Origin of the sequence: Enterobacter cloacae complex sp. IR5428 (genome assembly GCF_049238585.1) — a bacterium.
GTDB lineage: Bacteria > Pseudomonadota > Gammaproteobacteria > Enterobacterales > Enterobacteriaceae > Enterobacter > Enterobacter intestinihominis.
Genome location: NZ_JBMKHV010000003.1, coordinates 73,772 through 98,066, shown reverse-complemented (window position 1 = coordinate 98,066; position 24,295 = coordinate 73,772). Strand labels below are relative to the sequence as shown.

At 50.7% G+C, this 24,295-nt stretch carries 22 protein-coding genes and 5 pseudogenes; 20 read left to right on the top strand and 7 right to left on the bottom strand.

The window, feature by feature from the left end:
* Window position 1: 1 nt before the first annotated feature.
* The 8 genes and pseudogenes from ACOTXC_RS05135 to ACOTXC_RS05100 all read left to right on the top strand — a co-directional run bounded on the left by ACOTXC_RS05135 (window position 2) and on the right by ACOTXC_RS05100 (window position 9,135).
* Complete coding sequence (locus ACOTXC_RS05135; protein ID WP_223861961.1) at window positions 2-508, top strand: hypothetical protein; 507 nt, start codon at window positions 2-4, stop codon at window positions 506-508.
* 207 nt (window positions 509-715) lie between these two features.
* Window positions 716-1,156: a DcrB-related protein gene (locus ACOTXC_RS05130; RefSeq protein WP_022648394.1), complete on the top strand. Its 441-nt coding sequence runs from the start codon at window positions 716-718 to the stop codon at window positions 1,154-1,156.
* A gap of 3 nt (window positions 1,157-1,159) precedes the next feature.
* Window positions 1,160-5,521 carry an RHS repeat-associated core domain-containing protein gene (locus tag ACOTXC_RS05125; protein ID WP_421767459.1) on the top strand — a complete coding sequence of 1,454 codons (4,362 nt, stop codon included), beginning with the start codon at window positions 1,160-1,162 and terminating at the stop codon, window positions 5,519-5,521.
* Window positions 5,518-5,922, top strand: coding sequence for a hypothetical protein (locus tag ACOTXC_RS05120; RefSeq protein ID WP_023300299.1), 405 nt, complete (start codon window positions 5,518-5,520; stop codon window positions 5,920-5,922). The genes ACOTXC_RS05125 and ACOTXC_RS05120 overlap by 4 nt, the downstream gene beginning before the upstream one ends.
* Window positions 5,923-6,495: 573 nt before the next feature.
* Window positions 6,496-6,861, top strand: coding sequence for a hypothetical protein (locus tag ACOTXC_RS05115; protein ID WP_038416218.1), 366 nt, complete (start codon window positions 6,496-6,498; stop codon window positions 6,859-6,861).
* 116 nt (window positions 6,862-6,977) lie between these two features.
* Window positions 6,978-7,254 (top strand): annotated as a pseudogene (locus tag ACOTXC_RS05110) (YciI family protein).
* A 32-nt stretch (window positions 7,255-7,286) separates the two neighbouring features.
* A pseudogene (locus ACOTXC_RS05105) lies at window positions 7,287-8,659 on the top strand (RHS repeat domain-containing protein); the annotation flags it as partial.
* A complete protein-coding gene (locus ACOTXC_RS05100) occupies window positions 8,656-9,135 on the top strand; it encodes a hypothetical protein (RefSeq protein ID WP_094948303.1) in 480 nt (159 codons plus the stop codon). The pseudogene ACOTXC_RS05105 and the gene ACOTXC_RS05100, both read left to right, overlap by 4 nt.
* Window positions 9,136-9,562: 427 nt before the next feature.
* On the opposite strand, the pseudogene ACOTXC_RS05095 reads toward ACOTXC_RS05100, so the two are convergent.
* A pseudogene (locus tag ACOTXC_RS05095) lies at window positions 9,563-9,811 on the bottom strand (DUF933 domain-containing protein); the annotation flags it as partial.
* On the opposite strand from ACOTXC_RS05095, the pseudogene ACOTXC_RS05090 reads away from it, so the two are divergent.
* From ACOTXC_RS05090 to ACOTXC_RS05045, 10 genes and pseudogenes are all read left to right on the top strand, one after another.
* A pseudogene (locus tag ACOTXC_RS05090) lies at window positions 9,810-10,968 on the top strand (RHS repeat domain-containing protein); the annotation flags it as partial. The pseudogenes ACOTXC_RS05095 and ACOTXC_RS05090 sit on opposite strands and share 2 nt — an antisense overlap.
* A 5-nt stretch (window positions 10,969-10,973) precedes the next feature.
* Entirely contained in the window at window positions 10,974-11,294 is a 321-nt protein-coding gene (locus ACOTXC_RS05085; RefSeq protein WP_232934624.1) for a hypothetical protein, read from the top strand.
* 134 nt (window positions 11,295-11,428) lie between these two features.
* Window positions 11,429-12,488 (top strand): annotated as a pseudogene (locus ACOTXC_RS05080) (RHS repeat domain-containing protein); the annotation flags it as partial.
* Window positions 12,489-12,869: 381 nt separating this feature from the next.
* On the top strand, window positions 12,870-13,076 hold the full coding sequence (locus ACOTXC_RS05075) for a hypothetical protein (RefSeq protein WP_045261114.1): 207 nt from the start codon (window positions 12,870-12,872) through the stop codon (window positions 13,074-13,076).
* A 566-nt stretch (window positions 13,077-13,642) separates the two neighbouring features.
* On the top strand, window positions 13,643-13,888 hold the full coding sequence (locus ACOTXC_RS05070; protein ID WP_038416206.1) for a hypothetical protein: 246 nt from the start codon (window positions 13,643-13,645) through the stop codon (window positions 13,886-13,888).
* A gap of 146 nt (window positions 13,889-14,034) precedes the next feature.
* Window positions 14,035-14,517, top strand: a complete 483-nt coding sequence (locus tag ACOTXC_RS05065; protein WP_070533130.1) for a hypothetical protein — start codon at window positions 14,035-14,037, stop codon at window positions 14,515-14,517.
* A gap of 26 nt (window positions 14,518-14,543) precedes the next feature.
* Window positions 14,544-15,020 carry a hypothetical protein gene (locus ACOTXC_RS05060; protein ID WP_126490332.1) on the top strand — a complete coding sequence of 159 codons (477 nt, stop codon included), beginning with the start codon at window positions 14,544-14,546 and terminating at the stop codon, window positions 15,018-15,020.
* Window positions 15,021-15,101: 81 nt separating this feature from the next.
* Window positions 15,102-15,482: a hypothetical protein gene (locus ACOTXC_RS05055; protein ID WP_421767458.1), complete on the top strand. Its 381-nt coding sequence runs from the start codon at window positions 15,102-15,104 to the stop codon at window positions 15,480-15,482.
* A gap of 16 nt (window positions 15,483-15,498) precedes the next feature.
* Entirely contained in the window at window positions 15,499-15,864 is a 366-nt protein-coding gene (locus ACOTXC_RS05050) for a hypothetical protein (protein ID WP_126490330.1), read from the top strand.
* A 99-nt stretch (window positions 15,865-15,963) separates the two neighbouring features.
* Window positions 15,964-16,257, top strand: coding sequence for a YciI family protein (locus tag ACOTXC_RS05045; protein ID WP_038416202.1), 294 nt, complete (start codon window positions 15,964-15,966; stop codon window positions 16,255-16,257).
* 54 nt (window positions 16,258-16,311) lie between these two features.
* Here ACOTXC_RS05045 and ychF read toward each other — a convergent pair whose 3' ends face one another.
* Window positions 16,312-17,406 carry a redox-regulated ATPase YchF gene (ychF, locus tag ACOTXC_RS05040; protein WP_010432886.1) on the bottom strand — a complete coding sequence of 365 codons (1,095 nt, stop codon included), beginning with the start codon at window positions 17,404-17,406 and terminating at the stop codon, window positions 16,312-16,314.
* A 126-nt stretch (window positions 17,407-17,532) separates the two neighbouring features.
* Complete coding sequence (gene pth, locus ACOTXC_RS05035; RefSeq protein ID WP_006810922.1) at window positions 17,533-18,117, bottom strand: aminoacyl-tRNA hydrolase; 585 nt, start codon at window positions 18,115-18,117, stop codon at window positions 17,533-17,535.
* A gap of 274 nt (window positions 18,118-18,391) precedes the next feature.
* On the opposite strand from pth, the gene ychH reads away from it, so the two are divergent.
* Both ychH and ACOTXC_RS05025 read left to right on the top strand, forming a co-directional pair.
* A complete protein-coding gene (ychH, locus tag ACOTXC_RS05030) occupies window positions 18,392-18,667 on the top strand; it encodes a stress-induced protein YchH (RefSeq protein WP_022648382.1) in 276 nt (91 codons plus the stop codon).
* Between the two features lie 120 nt (window positions 18,668-18,787).
* A complete protein-coding gene (locus tag ACOTXC_RS05025) occupies window positions 18,788-19,846 on the top strand; it encodes a MerR family transcriptional regulator (protein ID WP_421767457.1) in 1,059 nt (352 codons plus the stop codon).
* Here the strand turns inward: ACOTXC_RS05025 and dauA are convergent.
* From dauA to lolB, 4 genes are all read right to left on the bottom strand, one after another.
* On the bottom strand, window positions 19,832-21,511 hold the full coding sequence (gene dauA / locus ACOTXC_RS05020; protein ID WP_023306435.1) for a C4-dicarboxylic acid transporter DauA: 1,680 nt from the start codon (window positions 21,509-21,511) through the stop codon (window positions 19,832-19,834). The two genes, ACOTXC_RS05025 and dauA, sit on opposite strands and share 15 nt — an antisense overlap.
* Window positions 21,512-21,635: 124 nt before the next feature.
* Complete coding sequence (gene prs, locus ACOTXC_RS05015; RefSeq protein ID WP_003856663.1) at window positions 21,636-22,583, bottom strand: ribose-phosphate diphosphokinase; 948 nt, start codon at window positions 22,581-22,583, stop codon at window positions 21,636-21,638.
* Window positions 22,584-22,708: 125 nt separating this feature from the next.
* Entirely contained in the window at window positions 22,709-23,578 is an 870-nt protein-coding gene (gene ispE / locus ACOTXC_RS05010; RefSeq protein ID WP_023300294.1) for a 4-(cytidine 5'-diphospho)-2-C-methyl-D-erythritol kinase, read from the bottom strand.
* Window positions 23,575-24,186, bottom strand: coding sequence for a lipoprotein insertase outer membrane protein LolB (lolB, locus tag ACOTXC_RS05005; protein WP_003856665.1), 612 nt, complete (start codon window positions 24,184-24,186; stop codon window positions 23,575-23,577). The genes ispE and lolB overlap by 4 nt, the downstream gene beginning before the upstream one ends.
* Window positions 24,187-24,295 lie beyond the last annotated feature (109 nt).

Here is a 24,295-nt window from a genome sequence, read left to right as displayed (position 1 = left end):
GATGATTAAAGCTACATTCCTCATTGTTCTTCCATTATTTTCAGCATTTACCTATGCAGGGCATAATAAAATGAATCAAGATTCGTTGTGGCAAATGATCAAAGAAATGAAATCAGTGTGGGGTAAACAAGTTGAGGATGTCAGTAAACTGTTTAACCAACCGCTGATTAATAATACACAGGAGAAAGAAGACCGTTATACTTCAGCTCCCTTTACGTTAACTGATGGCACACGGATCAGCGATGTGGATGTTCGTTTATGGGGAAATGGCGATAACAGCGTATCTTTAATTTCTTTCGTAATTAATCATCCATGTATTACTCTTGAACAAGTCAAATCTCATTTTCCAGATCTGAAATTGTCTAATATCCCTCGCGGAAACACGCCGGGACAATCAGTAGGATATCGCACTCCTACCGATGAACGCGGGCTGGCATGGGCATTTAGCTTTCCAGTTCTGAATCAGGAATGCCTGAGCAGGGTAGTTATGTCACGCTACGAACATTAAGTTGCGAGGCAACTTTACGGGCTGTGAAAGAAGATAATTATCAAACGGCCAATAATATCGCTGCCCCTAAAGTTTTTGCGGAAAAAAAAGAAAGTGCTAACGTTGTAATGATCTTGTCCCTCTGAGTCGCTAAGCAGTAATTAATATTGGCTGTATAAACTTTAGCGCTTTTAATCTTATTTTTCTAATATCATCCCGAGTTCACTTATGAAATACACCCTCCAGGAAGGTTCGTTTTCCCTTTTCCCTGCTGCCTGGCAGGATAACAGCATGAACATTATTCGCGATGACGAAAGCGGGTTATCTGTAGTGGTCAGCCGCGGCGTCATCCCGGATGGTAGCGATTACGAACAAGAGTTCCACCGTCAGTGGGAAGTCCTGCGCCCTCAGATGGGGGAGATCGCCCAGAGCGAATTTCAGCACGTAAAAGCCGGGCCAGACGGAAACATTAGCGGACTGGAAGTTGAGACCACCTTTGACCGTAACGGCCAGCGCCTGTGGCAAAAACAGCTGGCCGTGCAGACGCCGGGCAAACCGGTACTGATGATTTTTACCCTCTCGGCCTTAAAAGCCTTTACGGAAGAGGACGAGGCGCGCTGGAGCGCACTGAAGCAGAGTCTGACGCTAAACGACAACCGGAATGTGTAAGGCATGAGCGATAACAACGCGGCCCGTAAGGGCGACGAGATTATTCACTCCAGCATTTTTGCTGATATTACCAGCATTGTGGCGGAAGGCGCTGCCTATGCGGTGATTGGCGCGGCGGTGGGCGCGGCAGCGACCGTCGCGGCCCCACTGCTGGGAGCCGGGGCCGCAGCGGCAGGCGTGGCGGCAATTGGATCCAGCTGTCTGTTGAGCGGCATTATTGGTGGGGTTCTGGCGAACGTCGCGGGGATCACCGACGATATCAGCAACGCCGCTGAAGGGCTGGGCAACGCGCTTTTCCCGCCGTCGCCTGCGGGTAAGATCACTACCGGTTCCAGCAACGTTCTTACTAATGCGATCCCCGCTGCACGCGCAGCCGGGACCTTGACGCCTGCCGATACTCCTTCCCCTGAGCCGCAGTCTCCGGGCAGCTTTGCCGACTACGCGGGCATGCTGCTTGCCGCTGCCGGACAGTTCGGCAGCGAAATGTGGCAGCCGAGCGTGGCCTCTGCCGCTGCCGGGACCTCGCCGCTGGAAGAAGACAAGGTGGCGTGCGAGAAACACTCCGGGCCGCAGTATCTGGCGGAAGGCTCGAAAAGCGTCTTTATCAACGGGCAGCCCGCGGTGCGTGCAAAAGATCGCACCACCTGCGAAGGCACCGTTTCCGACGACGTCTCCCCGAACGTGATCATCGGCGGCGACACCCTCACGGTTCGAGATATTAAAAGCGGCAAAACGCCGGGCCTGGCGCTGGGGATGATTGCGCTCTCCCTGCTGCGCGGGCGTCCGGGCAAGATCCTGAAAAACATGCCCTGCGCGCTGGCTGCTGCCGGTGGCGGGATGCTGGCCGATATGGCGGTCAACGCCGTGTTCGGCTCCTCGCACCCGGTTCACGCCGCTACTGGTGTGAAGGTGCTGAATGACGACGACGAACTCGATTTCTCGCTGCCGGGGCGCTTCCCGCTGCGCTGGCAGCGCAGCTACAACAGCCTGACCACCCGCGAAGGGCTGTTTGGTCTGGGCTGGGCTACCACCTTTGACAGCTATCTGACGCTGGAAGAAAACAACGCCACCTGGTTCGATGAAACCGGGCGCGAGCTGAGCTTTGAACTGCCGCCGGTCGACCGCGCGTTTTACAGCATCAGCGAAGGCATTATCATCCGCCGTAATGAGAGCGGCGACGTGGCGATTGCCGACGATGACGGCGCGGTGTGGCGTCTGTATAAACCGACCCGCGCCAACCCAGCCATCCTGCGCCTGGCCTCCCTCAGCGACGAGTACGGCAACGCGTTGCTGACGGCGTGGGATGAACACGGGCGGCTGGTCGGTCTGCACGATGAGCCGCGGGCGATCGACGTCACTCTGCGTTATGAAAATGAACGTTTCCCGCAGCGCGTTACCTCGGCGAGCCATTTTGACGGCAACCAGACATGGCCGCTGATGCAGTGGGGGTATGACGCGCGCGGCCAGCTGGCCAGCGCAACGGATGCCTCCGGCGTGATTACCCGTGAATACCGTTATAACGATGATGGCCTGATGGTCTGGCACCGTCTGCCGGGCGGGCTGGAGAGCGAATACCGCTGGCAAAAATTCGACCACTGGCGCGTGGTGGAAAACCGCACCAGCACCGGCGACGGCTGTCGCTTTAGCTACGATTTAGCCGCCGGGCTGACGACCGTCGATCACTACGACGGTCAGACGCGAAAGCATTACTGGAACGCGCAAAACCTGATTGTTCGCTACGTTGACGAGCGCGGTGAGAACTGGCGCTACGAGTGGGATGACAACGAACTCCTCACGCGTCGCATCGATCCGCTGGGTAATGCCGTTACCTTCGTCTATGACGAGATGGGCAACCGGGTGCAGGAGATCGACGCCGACGGCAATACCCGCACCACCACCTGGCTGGAGCACCGTGCGCTTCCGGCGTCCATCATCGAAGCCGACGGTAGCGCCACCCGGTTCCTGTATGACGAACATCACGGGCTGAAACGCGTGGTGGATCCGATGGGGCAGACCACGCTGCTGCGTCGGGACGAGTTTGGTCAGGTTGTGGAAGAAGTCAATGCCGCCGGGAACAGCCGTTACCAGGAGTACAACGAGGCCGGGCAGATGGTGCGTGCGACGGACTGTTCGGGCCGTGTGACACAATACCGTTATCATCCGCTGGGCTGGCTGGTGGCTGAGATAAGCGCCGACGGCGAAGAGACGCGTTACCGCTACGACGCCGCGGGGCGTCCGGTGCAGCTCGATCGCCCGGAAGGGTGGACAGAGTCGCTCAAATGGAACGAACGTGGTCTGCCGGTGAAGCATGCGGGCGCCGACGGGAAAGAGAGCGAGTTCAGATACGACGAGGCAGGGCGCTTAACCGCCACCCGTAATACGCAGGGTGAAGAGGTGCGCCGCCGCTGGGACAGCCGCGGGCGTCTGATTGCCCTGGAAAACGAAAACGGCGAAGCGTACCAGTTCCGCTGGGGTGCGGACTCGCTGCTGCTGGAAGAGGTGGGGCTGGATGGCGTGGCCTCGCAGTATCGCTACGACGCCTGTGGGCGTACGATAGCGCGCACCTTTGCCGCCGGACATCCGGAGGTCATTACCCATGCCTTTGCCTGGAGCGCGAGCGGCCAGCTGGTCGCCCGCACCACGCCGGAGGGGCAGACGCGCTACCACTACACCCCGTCCGGCCTTCTGAGCCGGATTGGGCTGCATCCCGCGCTTTCAGCCGATGCCTGGAGTGCCGAGGCCGAGCAGGAGCTTGTGTTTGAGTATGACGCGCTCGGGCGCGTCACGCGCGAAACGGGCGAGCACGGGGAGCTGGCGTGGGAGTATGACGCGCTGGGTAACCGCACCTCCGTCACGCTGCCCGATGGCCGGGAGCTGAAACAGTTCTACTACGGCAGCGGGCATCTGCTCAGCATCGCGCTTGATAAGCTCTCGGTCTCCGACTTTACCCGCGACGAACTTCACCGTGAAACCAGCCGTACGCAGGGGCTGCTAACCACACGCAGCGAATATGACCGTCTCGGTCGACTGCATCGCCGGGACGTTTTTACCGGCAATGCCCAGCGCCCGTCGCCGCGCCGCTGGTCCCGCCGCTGGGATTACGACTATCGCAATAATCTTGTCCGCGAAGAGCGGGACGATAACCCGTTCAGCTGGTACCGCTGGCAGTACGACAGCGCCGGACGTCTGCTGGTTCAGGACGGCACGCTGCCCGGTCAGGAGCAGTGGCGCTGGGATGCGGCCGGTAACCCGCTTGAGGGGGCTGCTGAGAAAGTCACGCACAACCGTCTGACGCAGCTCAACGGCATTCGCTGGCGCTATGACGTCCACGGACGCACCGTGGAGAAAGATAACGGCCAGACCCGCTGGCACTACCGCTACGACGGCGAGCACCGCCTGACGGAGGTCATCAGCCAGCCGCGGGACCGCAACAGACCGCAGACGCAGGTCAGCTTCCGCTATGACCTACTCGGACGACGCATCAGCAAAACGCGTCGCCAGATGCTGGGCGGCCAGCCAACCGGTAAGCCTGTCATCACGCGGTTTGTCTGGGAAGGGTTCCGCCTGTTGCAGGAAGTGCACGGAGAAGTGCCGCTGACCTACGTCTACAGCGATCAGGACAGCTACGACCCGCTGGCGCGTATTGACGGCGTTGATGCCCCGGAAATCTTCTGGTTCCACTGCCAGCCGAACGGCACGCCGGAGCGGATGACGGATATCGAAGGGCAGGTGCGCTGGGAAGGCGTGAACAGCGCCTGGGGCAAGCTGCTGCGGGAAAGCGAAACGCAGGTATCAGGATATTCTCAGAACCTGCGCATGCAGGGGCAATACCTGGACCGTGAGACAGGGCTGCACTACAATCTGTTCCGGTATTACGACCCAGACTGCGGACGGTTTACGCAGCAGGACCCGATAGGGCTGGCGGGGGGGATAAACCTTTACCAGTATGCGCCGAATGCGCTGGGGTGGGTGGATCCGTGGGGGTTGTCGCCTTGTAAGCCCGATAAACATCTACCTGATGCGGAACCTGGGCAATATAATTACAGGGGTATACATAAAGACCATCCCGAATGGGAAAATGCACTTAATGGTAAGGTAATTCCTGGGGATGTTCATTCATCAATAACTCCGGAGCAACATAACTTCGGAGGGGTATCCAGCATCAGCCCCTATACTTCGTGGACAGATAGTCCAGATGTAGCTAGAGGCTTCGCAGGGCCTGATGGGGTCATATTGAGAGTCAAAGTTGGTGCTCCTAAGCCTGGCGATTCTTGGTCGTGGGAGTATTCTTTTGATGAATGGATGGAACGCGAAATCTTACTTAAAGGAATTCGAAGTGGCGATGTGGAGGTATTCCTACCATGATAAATGATAAACTTATTGAGTATGCACGAGAAAAAATACCGGATGAGTTTCGTTCTTATCTAAATGAAAAGAATAATCTTCAATGTGCATCATTTATAAGTAGTACTCAAAATGAATTGAGAATAATGAAAGCGCATAAAGAAAATACTAAATTTACAGGGTTGAAAGTTAATGGTCTTGATGATTTAATCATTGCCCTTGAAAATTTTGAAAAGGAAAATGTATTCGTAATTAATATCCGAAGTAAGTTGTACTCGTTCAAGATTTATTCAGATGAAAATAATAATACTTTACTGGGTGTTATTATCCTTAAACTTAAAAAGAAAACTGCAGAGGAAATTCGATTTGGCCGAGAAATACTTGGTATTACGACACCACCCCCTGATATAGAAGATGATTAGTCAGTTTTAATTTTGATTGCATACAATTTCCCCGGCGTGTGCATGCATAGCATTCTGGCATGTATTTGTGCTCGCGTTCATCTTTGAATTATCTATCCAATTAAAACATCACCTCTATTCATTATATCTATAATTAATTCTGATTTGTTGCGTTTTAATTAAGGTTTTGATGAAAAATTAAAATAACTAATCAGCTGAAGAGGAAGTTATTGGTCCTGGATGGTATAGATAATGACTTTATAAATTATGGCGCAGAAATAGCATGCCCTGAATGCGAAGGCGTAATAGTCTATTCCATAGTAAACTCATATGAGTTTGACACGCTCTCTGAAGAGGTAAAATGCTTTTTGGTTAAGAAAATGAGATGCGTGAAGCTTGTTAGTGAATATAATAAATATAACTACGATGAAAGCCAATTAGACGCTTCGAAAAACATTTGTTCAAAGTGTTTGAAAGAGTTTTCTGCTGTATTAACGTATAAAGAAGTGCAGCCAGCCCGATATCGGGTATATCTTGTGGGGCTTTTTGAAGGTGATTTGAAACAGATCAAACTTTAAAAGTTGAGGTTTACCAATGATTGAAAATCTCATTTGTATTAAAGAAAATGACCTGCTTCAATGGGCGTGTGGTGAAAGTAACATACTGGTTAGTATGCCATTTTTAGACTATGCACTGGTCGACTCAACACGTCAGTTAGTCTTTGCGTTAAGCGAGCCAAAGCCACTATCAACCGTTTTGACCATCTTCAATCCGCAGGGCGAAAAACTATTTTGGTCAGCACCTCCTGAAGGCGCAGCTTTCTGTTACTTAACTTTCAACCTGTCAAAGCAAGTGGTTGTGGTCTGTAGCTATGCGGAAAAGGAAAACGGCTGGCATGACTGGTTTTATTCCTGGGATATGAAGCATAATGCTTTGTCTCAATTGGGCCCTGCGTATTAACATCAAAAGCGCCAAAAAACGATAACAATAACTGTTGGCAAAAGAGGGACTGTACAGCAGTACCAACAAGCAGTTTAAAAAACAGAGTTAAGAGGCAAAGGATGAGCACGGTTTAGATTGTCATTTTAACCTATATCAAACCACTCGAAGAGATTGACGCAGTGATACCTGCTCATGTGGAGTGGCTTAAAAGGTTATTCAGAGGGGATATTTCTGGCATTGGGTAGACGGAGCCCAAGAACCGGTGGAGTCATACTCGCTAAATGTGAGAGTCTGGTCTCTCTCGAAGAACGCTTGCGTGAGGTTCCTTTTCAGGCATTAAAGCTTGCGACTGCCGACATCATTCTCTTTGAACCCAGTATGAAAACAGAACTATTAGAAAATGTGTTTTAACCCCGCAATAAAAAAACCAATCAAACGTTAATGACCGTCTTGGGCGACTGCATCGCCGGGACGTCTTTACTGGCAACGCCGAGCGCCCGTCGCCGCGCCGCTGGTCCCGCCGCAGGGATTACGACTACCGCAATAATCTGGTGCGGGAAGAGCGGGACGATAACCCGTTCAGCTGGTACCGCTGGCAGTACGACAGCGCCGGGCGCCTGCTCGTTCAGGACGGCACGCTGCCTGGCCAGGAGCAGTGGCGCTGGGATGCTGCCGGTAACCCGCTCGAAGGCTCTGCTGAGAAGGTCACGCACAACCGCCTGACGCAGCTGAACGGCATTCGCTGGTGCTATGACATCCATGGCCGCACCGTGGAGAAGGATAACGGCCAGACCCGCTGGCACTACCGCTACGACGGCGAGCACCGCCTGACGGAGGTCATCAGCCAGCCGCGGGACCGCAACAGGCCGCAGACGCAGGTCAGCTTCCGCTATGACCCGCTCGGGCGACGCATCAGCAAAACGCGCCGCCAGATGCTGGGCGGGCAGCCAACCGGCAAGCCGGTCACCACGCGGTTTGTCTGGGAAGGGTTCCGGCTGTTGCAGGAGGTGCACGGGGACGTGCCGCTGACCTACGTCTACAGCGATCAGGACAGCTACGATCCGCTGGCACGTATTGACGGCGTTGATGCCCCGGAAATCTTCTGGTTCCACTTTCAGCCCAACGGCACGCCGGAGCGGATGACGGATAGCGAAGGGCAGGTGCGCTGGGAAGGGGTGAACAGCGCCTGGGGCAAACTGCTGCGGGAAAGCGAGAGGTATCAGGATATTCCCAGAACCTGCGTATGCAGGGGCAATACCTGGATCGCGAGACAGGGCTGCACTACAATCTGTTCCGGTATTACGACCCGGACTGCGGACGGTTTACGCAGCAGGACCCGATAGGGCTGGCGGGGGGGATAAATCTTTACCAGTATGCGCCGAATGCGCTGGGATGGGTGGATCCGTGGGGGTTGAGCCGTAAATGTAAGGATCCATCTAAAGAAGCTACGAAATGGCAAGGTCAAGGTGATTACAAAGGTATAGATGTCTACAAAAATAGGAAACTGAAAAAAGGCACGATTTTGTATGCATTATATCCGAACGGTGATACTCCTCCATCATATGCGGTGACTTATCCAACCGTTAGGCAAAACAAAGGAAATGCTATAGGCTACCATGAAGCGCTTCAGGTTAAAATTGATCCTCATCGTACATTAAGAACGCAAGTAAGAGCTTATTATGTCAGCGAGGATATTGATGTCGCATATGGAAGAGCATTGGCTAATAACATTTATGGCCGAGGGGGAGGGATGCAATTCTTTATCCCTGAGGAATTTAGAAACCTACTGATACCGGGGAAGGTTATAAGCATATGATTGATTTTGAAATTAACATCGCAGATGGCAAAGTTAAGTTAGATAATAAATATCTTTTCATACAACGGGAGGATACGTTTATAGTTTCTGAACTTTACAAATATCTTGAATCAAAAAATAAAATGCAAAGATTAATTCCTTATCATTATACCGTTAATACCGTTCTTTGGTTTGATAAGAAATTTGAGCTTATAATACGCCCATTATGCTTTAGCAATTTTCCATTTATGGTGCAATTAATTTATAAAGAGGGTGAGTATTATCAGGCAATAAGTGATTGGAATAAAGTTTCTAACATTGATATGTTAAACAAAGAAGTTGATTTCTTATATCGTTGGGTAGCAGAGGAATATGATCTTGGCGAACCAGATGCAAAAGAAAAACATAGTGTAACATGGCGTTTGGAATGGGGTGATATTACTGTCTGCTATGACATTAAATCATTTAATTGCGGTATCTATATAACATGGAATTAACTATCAAATAAGTATCGCATGTTGACTGTTTTTTGATCTTTTCTTTTTTAATAATCGATACGCATAAACATATCAATGGTGTACCACGTCCACAGGTGGTCGATTCAGTGTAGTTAATGAGGGGTAAATAATTGCACACGTTCCTCTAGATCTCATTCTTAATGAAATCCGTGTAGCTGATTCCACAGATTGGAGCCTTCGAAAATAAAATGGCCCAGTATGAATTAGGATTTATACTACGGATTATTACTTGATAAAAAGCCCAGCGCAAGCATTCGCTGGAACTATGACATCTTCTGTTAAACTGTGTAGAGCTCTAACGAGCGTGCCCGCTGCACTGTTGCAACTTTTCAAGTGCATATCTTGAATAAATTAATGGTGGAACATTACAGCTGCTAGGGATAGGACGAAATTACCCTATGATTTAGTCGGTGTGGATCTTACCGGCCGCCTGAGGCGCAGTCGCACCGACAGGGATGGTCCATGCACGCACTTCTTTTACGCCAGCAGTGAAGTAGATTTGCAGATTCAGCAGCTCATAGCCCGCGCGGATCACGCGGTTCAGGCCCGGCTCTTCCAGACCCGGCTCGGCCATTAAATCTTCACGATCGGTGTCGTTCATTTCAGCGATATCGGATTCAACCGCGGCGCAAACCGCCACCACTACAGAATCTTCACCGCTCGAAGATTTTGCTGAGAAGATCCCGCACAACCGCCGGTCGCAGCTCAACGGCATTCGCTGGCGTTATGACATCCATGGCCGCACCGTGGAGAAGGATAACGGCCAGACCCGCTGGCACTACCGCTACGACGGCGAGCACCGCCTGACGGAGGTCATCAGCCAGCCGCGGGACCGCAACAGACCGCCTGACGGAGGTCAGCTTCCGCTACGATCCGCTCGGGCGACGCATCAGCAAAACGCGCCGCCAGATGCTGGGCGGCCAGCCAACCGGCAAGCCGGTCACCACCCGGTTTGTCTGGGAAGGGTTCCGGCTGTTGCAGGAAGTGCACGGGGATGTGCCGCTGACCTACGTCTACAGCGATCAGGACAGCTACGATCCGCTGGCGCGTATTGACGGCGTTGATGCCCCGGAAATCTTCTGGTTCCACTGTCAGCCCAACGGCACGCCGGAGCGGATGACGGATAGCGAAGGGCAGGTGCGCTGGGAAGGGGTGAACAGCGCCTGGGGCAAACTGCTGCGGGAAAGCGAAACGCAGGTATCAGGATATTCCCAGAACCTGCGTATGCAGGGGCAATACCTGGATCGCGAGACAGGGCTGCACTACAATCTGTTCCGGTATTACGACCCGGACTGCGGACGGTTTACGCAGCAGGACCCGATAGGGCTGGCGGGGGGGATAAATCTTTACCAGTATGCGCCGAATGCGCTCAAGTACATTGACCCGCTTGGATTATGTAAGGTTAAAAGCGCAAGAGCGCGACAAGCGAAAATGCTAAAGGATGATGTAGGATATAATATTAGTCCAAAAAGTTGGGACCAATATCCTGCAATTGGTCGCGATGGTACATTCATTACGGACAAAAAAGGAGCGTTGAAATATTTCAATGGCATTGAAGACGGAGATGTAACTATATCTAAGTCTCTTTCCTTAATAATTGAAAAAGATATGGGGTTATATCCAGGTTCACTAAGTGAAGGATTTAATATCAGAAAGATTGGCGGAATCTCTAATATGCAGCCACGAAGTCCATTAAGTGGTAATGATTATTTCTTAGGCCCGGGTCAACATTTACCTGGTGGGGCTCCAGAAATGGTGATAAATTCCGTACCAACATCAAATCCAGTAGCTATAAGGGTGAATGTAAATTGAATAAGATGCCAAATGAAGCGATTATTGTTATTGATATAGCTGGGAACCTTATAAAAACCCGGGCTTTTGGTCAGCATTTTATTAAAAAAATGCAGGTATTAGGTTTTTCATTATTAGATGAGTTTATGGTTAGGCCTGTAAGCGATGATCTGGATAAGCAGAGAATTATTAGAATTCTAATTAGCGAGGGTGCTCTTTTTTTATATGGGAATGGTTGGTATCCATCAGAAGTGATGGAATATTACAAAGATCAAGGCATAAATTTCGGCAATTACAAGATTATATATTGGAGTGATAAAGATACGTACCATATAGAGGAAAGGTAACCCTTCAAAAATAAAAGATGTAAAATATATCCTAGGTATTTATGGATTTTATTTTATATACCACGCATTTCGCCTGATTCCCCTCTCTTGATTTTATTCGCCATCCGCTTGGCGCTTAGTAGAACCTGCTCTAAGGGGGGATTGAGAATATTATCCATAACCGCCTGACGCAGCTGAACGGCATTCGCTGGCGTTATGATATCCACGGCCGCATCGTGGTGATGGTTAACTGTCAGACTCACTGGCATCACCCGGTTTGTCTGGGAAGGGTTCCGGCTGTTGCAGGATGTGCACGGGGATGAGCCGCTGACCTACGTCTACAGCGATCAGGACAGCTACGATCCGCTGGCGCGAATTGACGGCGTTGATGCCCCGGAAATCTTCTGGTTCCACTGTCAGCCCAACGGCACACCGGAGCGGATGACGGATATCGAAGGGCAGGTGCGCTGGGAAGGGGTGAACAGCGCCTGGGGCAAACTGCTGCGGGAAAGCGAAACGCAGGTACCAGGACATTCCCAGAACCTGCGCATGCAGGGGCAATACCTGGACCGCGAGACAGGGCTGTACTACAATCTGTTCCGGTATTACGACCCGGACTGCGGACGGTTTACGCAGCAGGACCCGATAGGGCTGGCGGGGGGGATAAATCTTTACCAGTATGCGCCGAATGCGCTGGGATGGGTGGATCCGTGGGGGTTAAGCCGTGAGTGTAGCGGTAAAACGAAACCTGATTTCTACGTCGGTCCAGCGGGGCCAAGCGCTACAATGCCTTCTACAGCCTATCGCTATATGAGGTATCTTGAGGATGATGGTACTATTAATGCATGGGTGCCTAAAACATTTGAATCCAAATCCGCACCAGTCACTTATTTTGGTTTTGATAAATTAGACTCCGGCCGCACAGTAAGAGATGCATTCCAGATCAAAGGAGCAGATAAATTGAATCCACTTGATCCTTTGGATAAATCATGGAGTGATGGACGTCTTAGAGCTGAGTTTGATACGCTTCAATTATATGAAAATGGTGTTCCGCAAGTGCGAACCCCGAGAATGTTCGGCGATAGACCAGGAGCGCCACTTGAACCGTTTACTAAGGCATACCCTGAATACAGCCAAGGTAATGTTCAACAGCTGCATGCTGAAAATAGAGTTATTAATTTCGACAAGATTGATATTCTGCCAGAGGAACCATGATAAATTTACAATCTTACAATGAAGTTTTAGATTTCCTGGAGCTGTTTTTTCAAAAATATATTCTTGATTCTAATTGTTTGCAGGATATGCAATCTATTTTAGATGATTGTCGAAAAGAAAAAATGGTGGCTATTCGAGCTATAGACTCATGTTTTATGGAATATAGGCGAAAGACTCAAGATTATAGAGTCCCTACTCATGAGGAACAGGAGATATGGAAACAGTTGTTCAATATATGGCAGTAAAATATTAAATAAAAATGGCTGGATGGGTTTTTACTTAATATCCCGTATTATTTTGCTAAGGTTATGCTATTACCATCGGTGTCAGGAGGTAATCTGTTTTTTTCGAATGTGTTATTAAAATTCAGGAGTAAAATGAATGACAGTGGAAAAGTTACGAAAGAATCTTGTTTTTTTAATAAAAAAATATGTTCGGGAAAGTCAACAGGAAGCATTTTATGATGACATATCAAAGCCTGATGTGCCAGTGAAAGGTATTTTAGCTGACTTTAATAAAGTCAAAACAAGAACCGTTGATGAAGCGGATGGAGATTTGATACGTGATATTTACTTTTATTTTTGCTAACTAATAGTTATACGGGGAATTGATTTTTTCAGGTTGTTTATTATGTTTGTTTTTTTATGGGAGGTGAGTAGGTTGATGCATGGGGAAGGGTAAATGACTCTTGACTCGTCCCAATCCTTACCCTCCCCTATGAGGGACATTAGAAATATATTAATTACAGATTTTATTTTATATATCACGCATTATGCTGATTTCCTTCTTTTAACTTTATTCAAAACCTGTTCGCCGCTGATGATAATCCGTTCGAAGGGCGATTGAGAAAATTACCCATAACCGCCTGCTGCAGGAGGTGCACGGGGACGTGCCGATGACCTAAGTATACTGCGACCAGACAGTGATGACCCGTTGGCACATGCTGACGACGTTAATGCCCCAGAGATCTTCTGGTTCCACTGCCAGCCCAACGGCACGCCAGAGCGGATAATGGATATCGAAGGGCAGAAGCGCTGGGAAGGGGCGAACGGAGCCTGCGTAAGCTACTGCTGGAAAGCGAGACGCAGATATCCGAGTATCTCCAGAATTGGATGTGCCAAACAAACCAGTGTATGAAATCAGGGATGCCTATCATGAATTACGATTCATATAATGAAGTACTCGATTATCTCAGGTTTTTTTTCAACGAAAGAGTGGATTCATCAATTTATTTAGAAAAACTAATGACTTTGATTGAAGGATCTCGCACTGAAAAAACGGTGATAATAAGAGCAATTTATGAAACGTACATGCAGTATGTAAAACAAAGTAGAGATGGCATAAAAATTAACGCTGAGGAAAAAGAAATGTGGATTGACTTATTGCACCACTGGCAATAAGACTTTATTGTTATGCGGGTGTCATTGTAAATGGTTATAATAAATATAATTTGTACGCGGAAAATGCTCCTCATATGGATGTTCTCATGTTGAGTCGATTATATTATTAAGATCTTGTCAGACAATAAAAAGTAAACCAGGACAAAATGATTGAATTAAAATTTAAACCGATTACAGGTGAACTAAATCTTGATGATCTGCCTTTGGAAATTGATACTGAAGAAGGCTTTTGTAAGTGTGATTTATACCGCGAATTAGTAAAGCACAAAGCCGTTAAGAAAACCATGCCAAATCACTACCTTGTTGACTCAGCAGTGTTTTCCGATAAAGAATTTCAAGTTACTATACGCCCAGTGTGCTATGGTTTTCCTTTTATGCTTCATCTTGTTGATAAAAACAGTCAATACTATAAAGCATTAAATGATTGGAATGCTCGAACTAATATTCACATACTAAATGAATCAGTAAAAAGTTTGTCTGATTGGCTGAAAGAATCACTAAACCTGGACACGCCTGATACCATGGAAACAGACATCATTAGGTGGAACTTTGCGTGGGGGCGGGTTTCAGTCTCATATGAGACAAAGTCGTTTAATCATGGGATATATATAGTTTGGAATATAACGTAGTCACTTCCAGACAAGGTTGTTTAGATATGTTAGAAATGAAACTTGATGTTCATACTGGATTTGTAGCAATTAACAACTACCCAATCGAATTAAAAGATGTTGATACTTTTAAAAATTCCGCATTTTACAAGTTCTTCTCGCCATTGGCTAAAATAGGTCCTTTTTATTTCGCTATCGATAATATTAAATGGAAAGATCAAGTTTTCATTTTGGAACTGAGGCCCTCAGCATTTTCTTTTACTCCATCATTATTCCTTACTAGTAAGGATGGAAATTTTTATAAAACGCTAGAGGATTGGGATAAAAGGGCTAGTCTGAGTAATTTATCGGATGAGCAGCAACGCTTGACAGCCTGGGTTGAGAGTGAAATAACCTCAAAGCCTAAACTTAAAATTACAACCCCCCCATATGGAATTCAATGGGAGCATGAATGGGGAAGTATTGTTGTACAGTCTAATGAAAAAAGCTTCGATTGTGGTATTTATATCGAATGGAATGTTTGATTAAACAATGTTATTAATTAATAAAACCCCTCATTTTCTTCTCGCCTTACTTTTTTATTAATAAAGTTAAAATCTAAAAAAATGAAAATAACTAATCGACTGAAAAAGAAGATATTAGTCCTGGATGGCATTGATAATGACTTTATAGATTATGGCGCAAAAATAGCATGCCTTGAATGCGAGGGTGTAATAGTCTATTCCATCGTAAACTCATATGAGTTTGACTCGCTCTCTGAAGAGGTAAAATACTTTTTGGTTAAGAAAATGAGAGGAGTGAAGCTTGTTAGCGATCATAATGAATTTAGCTATGATGAAAGCCAATTACACATTTCGAAAAAAGCATGTTCAAATTGTTTAAAAGAATTTTCTACTGTATTCACGTATAAACAAGTGCAGCCAGCCCGATACCGGGTATATCTTGTGGGGCTTTTTGAAGGTGATTTGAAAAAGATCAAACTTTAAACGTTGAGGTTTACCAATGATTGAAAATCTCATTTTTATTAAAGAAAATGACCTGGTTCAATGGGTATGTGGTGCAAGTAACATACTGGTTAGTATGCCGTTTTTAGACTATGCAATGGTCGACTCAACTCGCCAGTTAGTCTTTACGTTAAGCGAGCCAAAGCCATTACCAACCGTTTTGACCATCTTCAATGCGCAGGGCGAAAAACTATTTTGGTCTGCACCTCCTGAAGGCGCATTTTTCTATTACTCAACTTTCAACCTGTCAAAGGAAGTGGTTGTGGTCTGTAGCTATGCGGAAAAGCAAAACGGCTGGCATGAGTGGTTTTATTCCTGGGATATGAAGCGTAATGCTTTGTCTCAATTGGGCCCAGCGTATTAACATCAAAAGCGCCAAAAAACGATAACAATAACCGGTAGCCAAAGAGGGCCGAATAAGCAGTTCCAACAAGCGGTTTAAAACAGAGCTAAGAGGCAAAGGATGAGTACGGTTTACATTGTCATATTGACCTATATCAAACCCCTTGAAGAGGTTGACGCAGCGATACCTGCTCATGTGGAGTGGCTAAAAAAGGGGTATGCAGAGGGGATATTTCTGGCATCGGGTAGACGGATCCCAAGAACCGGTGGAGTCATACTCGCTAAATGCGAGAGTCTGGTCTCTCTCGAAGAGCGCTTGCGCGAGGATCCCTTTCAGGCGTTGAAGCTTGCGACTGCCGAAATCATTCCCTTCGAACCCAGTATGAAGGCAGAACTTTTAGACAATGTGTTTTGACCCCCCAATAAAAAAATCCACGCCAGGGCGTGGATTTTTTTTATTCAAGACGACTCAGACGTTGAACAGGAAGTTCATCACATCGCCATCTTTAACGATGTAGTCTTTCCCTTCAGCACGCATCTTGCCAGCTTCTTTCGCGCCTTGCTCACCCTTGTAGGTGATAAAGTCTTCAAACGCGATAGTCTGCGCACGAATGAAGCCCTTCTCGAAGTCGGTGTGGATCTTACCGGCCGCCTGAGGCGCAGTCGCACCCACAGGGATGGTCCACGCACGCACTTCTTTTACGCCAGCAGTGAAGTAGGTTTGCAGGTTCAGCAGCTCATAGCCCGCGCGGATCACGCGGTTCAGGCCCGGCTCTTCCAGACCCAGTTCGGCCATGAACTCTTCACGGTCGGCATCGTCCAGCTCGGCGATATCAGATTCAACGGCCGCGCACACGGCAACAACCACAGAACCTTCAGCAGCGGCAATTTCACGCACTTTGTCGAGGTACGGGTTGTTCTCGAAACCGTCTTCGTTAACGTTGGCGATGTACATGGTTGGCTTCAGGGTCAGGAAGCTCAGGTATTTGATCGCCGCTTTGTCTTCTTCAGTCAGGTTTTTCAGCGCGCGCAGCATGCCCGCGTTTTCCAGCTGTGGCAGACATTTTTCCAGGGCAGCCAGTTCCGCTTTCGCGTCCTTGTCGCCGCCTTTCGCTTTCTTCTGCACGCGGTGAATGGCGCGCTCGCAGGTGTCGAGGTCAGAAAGGGCCAGCTCGGTGTTGATGACGTCGATGTCGTCAGCCGGATCCACTTTGTTGTTAACGTGGATAATGTTGTCGTTCTCGAAGCAGCGCACAACGTGGCCGATCGCTTCGGTTTCACGGATGTTGGTCAGGAACTGGTTGCCCAGGCCTTCACCTTTGGATGCGCCTTTTACCAGGCCCGCGATGTCCACGAACTCCATGGTAGTTGGCAGAATGCGCTGCGGCTTCACAATTTCTGCGAGCTGGTCCAGACGCGGATCGGGCATAGGAACAACACCGGTGTTCGGCTCGATGGTACAGAACGGGAAGTTCGCCGCTTCAATACCTGCCTTGGTGAGCGCGTTGAACAGGGTGGATTTGCCCACGTTTGGCAGACCGACGATACCGCATTTGAATCCCATTTCTAAATCACCTTAATATCTTGATAATCAATCCGTTAACGATAACCGATTGAAGAAAAGTAAATAACTACGCCTATTATACACGTAACCTGCGCGACGCGCGGTAAAAAAGCCCCATGGCGCCGATTATTGCGCTTTGAAAGCGTGCAGTCGATTGGTGGCTTTCGTCAGGCCGTCCTGAAGCCAAATCTCGGTGCAGCGGGCCGCTTCGTCCACCGCTTCGTCAATCAACTTCTGCTCAGAAACCGGTGGTTTACCCAGTACGAAACCAACAACTTTGTTTTTATCGCCCGGATGGCCGATTCCCACGCGCAAACGGTGGAAATTAGGATTATTACCCAGTTTGCTGATGATGTCTTTAAGGCCGTTGTGGCCGCCATGACCGCCGCCCAGCTTGAACTTCGCCACGCCTGGCGGCAGATCCAGTTCGTCGTGGGCCACCAGGATCTCATCCGGATTGATGCGATAAAACGTTGCCATAGCCGCCACGGCTTTGCCGCTCAGGTTCATAAAGGTGGTTGGCACCAGCAACCGCACGTCAGCACCCGCAAGATTGATGCGTGAGGTATACCCGTAAAACTTGGGTTCTTCACGCAGGGGCGCGCGCAGACGTTCCGCCAGCAGATCAACATACCAGGCGCCGGCGTTATGGCGGGTAGCGGCATACTCTGCGCCCGGATTGGCGAGGCCGACAATCAGTTTAATCGTCACGATTTACTTCCTAATGGGTTCCAGATCTGGCGCGTAGTTTACTGTCTGGCGCGCCGCTTGACAAAGTTCTGCCTGCTGTACACCGAAATGCGAATAATTTCTTCTTTGAACAATTAGAATTTCAAGCTGTTCAATGTCTTATTTGTAAATTTTTGTCCGGGAGTTATCTGTAAATGTGATCATTCACGCAACTCATATAAGTGGCGTTGTCTATACTTTACACACAAGGAGAAGGGGTTTTTCCCCTGACAACCCAAAGTTCCGGAGGTGACATATGAAACGCAAAAACGCTTCAATGCTCGGTAACGTGCTAATGGGGTTGGGACTGTTCGTGATGGTCGCCGGTGTCGGTTATTCAATTTTAAACCAATTACCGCAGCTTGACCTCCCACAATACTTTGCGCATGGCGCGGTGCTGAGTATCTTCCTCGGTGCGGTATTGTGGCTCGCCGGGGCGCGCGTGAGCGGACATGAGGAAGTCTGCGATAAATACTGGTGGGTGCGCCATTACGATAAACGATGCCGCCGCGACCAGCATAAGCACGGCTAGTGCCCCATAAAGAACACCGAAACGACTTCATCTGAAGTCGTTTTTTTTTGCATGACGCATTGACCCTCACGTAACGTAAGGCTTCAGAGTGGCGACACTGGCAGAACAAAAGGAGCCGTTATGTTGATTCAGGTGGGTGAACTGGCGAAACGTGCTGGGATCACCGTGCGGACTTTGCATCACTACGAGCAAACAGGGCTGTTGTTACCTTCTGCCAGAAGCGCGGCAGGCTACCGGCTTTACAACCTGGCGGATGTGCAGCGTCTGCATATGATCCAGACGCTGGCAAAAGCCGGGCTGGAGCTTGCCGAAATCAGGGATTTTCTGGAACAGCGTTCGCTGTCATTAGCGGAATTACTCGACGGGCAAATCACTTTGCTGGACAAGCAACTGCGTAGCATCCATACGCTGCGCAACCGGCTGGTGGAATTGCGTACCGGGCTGACCGACGATGCGACGCCGGATCTGGAATCCTGGCTACAGACTCTGGAGTTAATGAATATGTACGATCGCTGGTTTAGCAAAGAAGAGTTGCAGCAACTGCCGTTTGCGGTAGAGAAAGAGGCGCTGGCGGATATCTGGTCGGGTCTGGTGACGGAGGTTAAACACTTGCTGGAACAGAACGTCAGCGTCACGGACGCGCGGGCGACCGATTTGGCTTCACGGTGGATGGAACGCCTGGAACAGGATACCGCAGGCAAACCGGAATTTTTGACCCGTCTGAACGAAATGCACAGCGTGGAGCCGCAGATGCAGGAGCAAACCGGCATTACGCCGGGGATTACGGATTACATCACGCGGGCGTTTGCCGAATCAAAGCTCAGCATCTGGGAGCAATATCTCACTGCCGAAGAGATGGCCTTTACCCGAGCGCACTACTTTGACCGGATGATGGAGTGGCCGCCGCTGGTGGCGAAGCTGCATCAGGCGCAGCGGGATAATCTCAGTCCCGCTTCTGACGATGCGCAAAAGCTGGCAGAAAAGTGGCTGGTTTTATTCCAGTCCTATGCGGGAACAAACCCGCAGACCCAGCAAAAATTTCGTCTTGCCATGCAGCAGGAGCCGCATCTGATGAAAGGCACGTGGATGACGCCTGCCGTGCTTGAATGGCTCCAGCAGGCGATCGGGGTGATGATGCAAAGACGTATCTCTGCATCAGATGACTCACAGATCCGCTAATGCAGCTTCACGGTTAGGGTAGAAGGACAATCGGCCAGGGATCGGCTGTACGCCCGCGCGCGCCATGGTGCGCAGGGGCTGGAATTCGAGGTTACTGATCCGCAGCTCGCAGCCTTCCGGCAGGCGGGCAACAAAGCGCTGGAAGGCATCCAGACCGCCGGCATCCAGCACCGGGACGGCATCCCACTTCAGCACCACAATCCGTTTGCCCGCGATGCGGGACGCCAGATCGCTGAACAAACCTTCCGCCGCGGCGAAGAACAGCGGGCCAATCACGCGCAACACCAGCACATCTTCAGGCACCTCAACGTTAACCGGGGAGAGACGCGTCATCTGCGCGATGCGGCGCATAAACAGCAGCGAGGCCAACACTATGCCGACGCTGATAGCGATAACCATATCAAACAGCACGGTCAGCGACATGCAGATCAGCATCACGATGATGTCATCTTTCGGCGCACGGCGCAGCAGATTCACCACCTTATGCGCCTCACTCATATTCCAGGCCACCATCAGCAGCAGCGCAGCCATGGCAGAGAGCGGAAGCCATGAAAGCAGTGGGGCAAGGATCAGCAGCGCCATGATCACCAGCAGGGAGTGAATGACCGCGGAAACCGGTGATGTCGCGCCCGCACGTACGTTCGCGGCGGAACGGGCAATCGCAGCCGTAGCCGTAATACCGCCGAAGAACGGTGCAACGATGTTCCCTAAGCCCTGACCGACTAGTTCGCTGTTGGCTTTGTGCTTAGTGCCGGTCATGCCGTCGAGCACGACGGCGCAGAGCAGGGATTCAATCGCGCCCAGCATTGCCATGGAGAACGCGGCAGGCAGCAGAGCGCGAAGGGAATCCCAGCTCAGGGTGAAGCTGGAGCCCGGCATGTCCCACGGCAGAACCAGCTGCGGCAGCAGCTGCGGAATACCGTTACCCTGTGAGCCATCCGCCAGAACATAGTGGAACTGGGAGCCAATGGTGGCGACCTGTCCACCGAGCAGGTTGACGACGCCCATCACCGCGCAGCCCAGCAGCAGAGCGGGGAGATGCCCCGGGAGACGAATGCCTAAGCGAGGCCAGACGATGAGTGTGCCGAGGGTAACGATGCCAATGGCTGCATCGCCCAGGTTGGCCGTCGGCAACGCCATAAACAGCGCGCCCACTTTCTGTAAGTAGTGCTCCGGAACATGGGCCATTTGCAGGCCGAGGAAATCCTTAATCTGCATGGTCCCGATGGTAATCCCAATCCCCGAGGTGAACCCCAGCGTCACGGAAAGGGGAATATATTCAATCAGGCGACCAAAGCGGGCCAGACCGAACAGAATTAAAAAGATGCCGGACATCAGGGTGGCAACCAGCAGGCCTGCCAGACCAAACTGTTGGGAAACCGGGTAGAGGATCACCACAAAGGCGGCAGTTGGGCCGGAGACGCTGAAGCGGGACCCGCCCGTCAGCGCAATCACAATCCCCGCAACGGCTGAGGTGTACAGCCCGTACTGCGGCGCGACGCCGCTACCAATCGCCAGTGCCATCGCCAGCGGGATGGCAATAATCCCGACGGTGATCCCGGCTATCAGGTCACGAACAAAGCGTGACGACGTGTATTTCTCTTTCCAGCAGGCGTCGATGAGGGCGCGAAAGGGCAGAACATGTGAGGAGGTTACGTTTTTCACAATTATCTATCATCCGTGTGCGCATCATCTGTCATATGAATGGCAGGTGAAGGAGGCATAAGTCATACAAATAAATACTATAAACAAAAAAACCCGCCGTAGCGGGTTTTTTGGCCGTGTTCGATCAGTGTTCGAACATTGCAGAGATGGATTCTTCGTTGCTGATACGACGAATCGCTTCGGCCAGCATCCCGGACAGAGTCAACGTACGCACGTTTGGCAGCGCTTTGATCTCGTCGCTCAGCGGGATGGTATCGCACACCACAACTTCGTCGATGACGGAGTTACGCAGGTTGTTTACCGCATTGCCGGAGAAGATCGGGTGAGTTGCGTAAGCGAATACGCGTTTCGCACCACGCTCTTTCAGCGCTTCAGCGGCTTTACACAGCGTACCGCCGGTATCGATCATGTCGTCCACCAACACGCAGTCGCGGCCAGCCACGTCACCGATGATGTGCATCACCTGAGAAACGTTAGCACGCGGACGGCGTTTGTCGATGATCGCCATGTCGGTATCGTTCAGCAGCTTCGCGATAGCTCGAGCACGTACCACGCCGCCGATGTCCGGAGAAACCACAATCGGGTTGTCCAGATTCAGTTGCAGCATGTCTTCCAGCAGGATTGGGCTGCCGAAAACGTTATCAACCGGCACGTCGAAGAAGCCCTGGATCTGCTCTGCGTGCAGGTCGACCGTCAGTACGCGGTCAACGCCGACGCTGGACAGGAAGTCTGCGACAACTTTAGCGGTGATTGGCACACGCGCGGAACGGACGCGACGGTCCTGACGTGCATAGCCAAAGTAAGGAATAACAGCAGTGATACGGCCAGCAGAAGCGCGACGCAGCGCGTCGACCATAACAACCAATTCCATCAGGTTGTCGTTCGTTGGAGCACAGGTGGACTGGATGATGAAAATATCACCACCGCGTACATTTTCGTTAATTTGTACGCTGACTTCGCCGTCGCTAAAGCGACCTACAGCGGCGTCGCCGAGGGAAGTGTACAGGCGGTTGGCAATACGTTGTGCTAGTTCCGGGGTGGCGTTACCAGCAAAAAGCTTCATATCAGGCACGAGAAGAACCTCAGGCATGCGTCCAGTGGTGGATAGCGTTCGCCGCAAACTGCGGGGCCTAAGCAAACGCTATCCAGGCGGTGTATTAAAGAGCGCGATGCAACGTCTGGAACAGGGTGACGTTGTCACCGAAACTCAGTCTGCGCCAGAATGGCCTGCTGTAGGGGGGAGGTGTTCATCCCGCGTGCTACAAAACCATGCAGCCAATCCGGCGCTTGCTCAAGCACCTGACGGGCGGCGGATTCGGTGTCAAATTCAGCAAAGACACAGGCCCCTGTACCGGTCAGGCGCGACGGCGCGTATTCTAACAGCCAGGAAAGCACCGCATCAACCTCGCGAAAACGTTTTCTTGCGATATCCTCGCAATCGTTGCTGAATTCACAATTTAATAACGTTTTTATTGACCGTACCGGGGTATTTCTTTTCAGGTCAGGATCTTTAAAGATGACCGGGGTAGGAATGCTCACGCCAGGGTGAACGATCAGATACCATTTTTCCGGCGGATCGACCGGCGTGAGGATTTCGCCCACCCCTTCAGCAAACGCCGCGTGGCCGCGTACAAACACTGGTACATCGGCGCCCAGCGTCAACCCTAACGCTGCCAGCTCGTCCGTTGTCAGACCGCAGCCCCACAGATGGTTAAGCGCCACCAAAACGGTTGCAGCATTTGACGAACCGCCGCCAAGACCGCCGCCCATCGGCAGGCGTTTGTCGATACGGATATCCGCACCGCTTCCCGCTGGCAGACGATCCGACGACGACGCCGTTTTCATCAGCAGGCGGGCAGCGCGCACGATCAGGTTATCGTCATGCGCCACGCCGTCGACTGGCGTCAGCAGGCAAATCTGCCCGTCCTGACGCGGTTCGATTGAGATCGTGTCGCCGTAGTCGACAAACTGAAACAGGGTTTGCAGGGTGTGATAGCCGTCAGCGCGCTGCCCGGTAATGTAGAGAAACAGGTTCAGTTTTGCGGGAGAGGGCCAGTGGGTCATCATTTAACGATCCAGTTGTCCATTTTCAGCTTAATACGCTGGCTACCCTGCGTCAGCTCCATATTGGACGGCAGCGATGGTTGAGTCTTGCTGTCATACGCGCTGTACACCACTTTCCAGGTTTTACCGCCCTGGGTGTAGTTAACCTGGCTCAGACGGTATTGGTCATCAAGCGTATAGTCGGTGGCGTCACCCGGCAGGCCAAGGATCCACTGGCGCAGACTATTGAGCGGAATCGGCATCCCGGTCAGCTTGCCAATCATCTCTTCGGCGTCGGTCGCGGTGTAGTGCTGGCCTTTGTTATCGGTGATCTGCGCTTCGCCAGGCTTCGCGTTAAGCTCCAGCTCGGTGCTGCCCAGCGGGTTGAGCAGCAGCAGGCGATAGTTGTCCTGCCCCGTTTGCTGCCAGAAGAAGCGAGCATAAACTTTTTGTTCGTCAGAGAGATATGCAAATGCACCGCGGGTCTGGTACTGGCTTAATTTCAGCACATCCTGCTGGTGCTGACGCCACTGCGGTGAGTCGGGGCTTTTGCCCGGGCCTTTCGGCTGATGAACGGAACAGGCGGTCAGAACCAGGGCCGCCAGAGGCAGCAGGCGAATCATTCGGGTCATAATGATGACAAATCCTTGAGATACGTTGCAGTTATAACTGTTAATGCTAGCGTTGAAGGGTGCCACCGTCTACGTTCAAATTATCTCAAAGCGCGGCGTAAGCTATTAC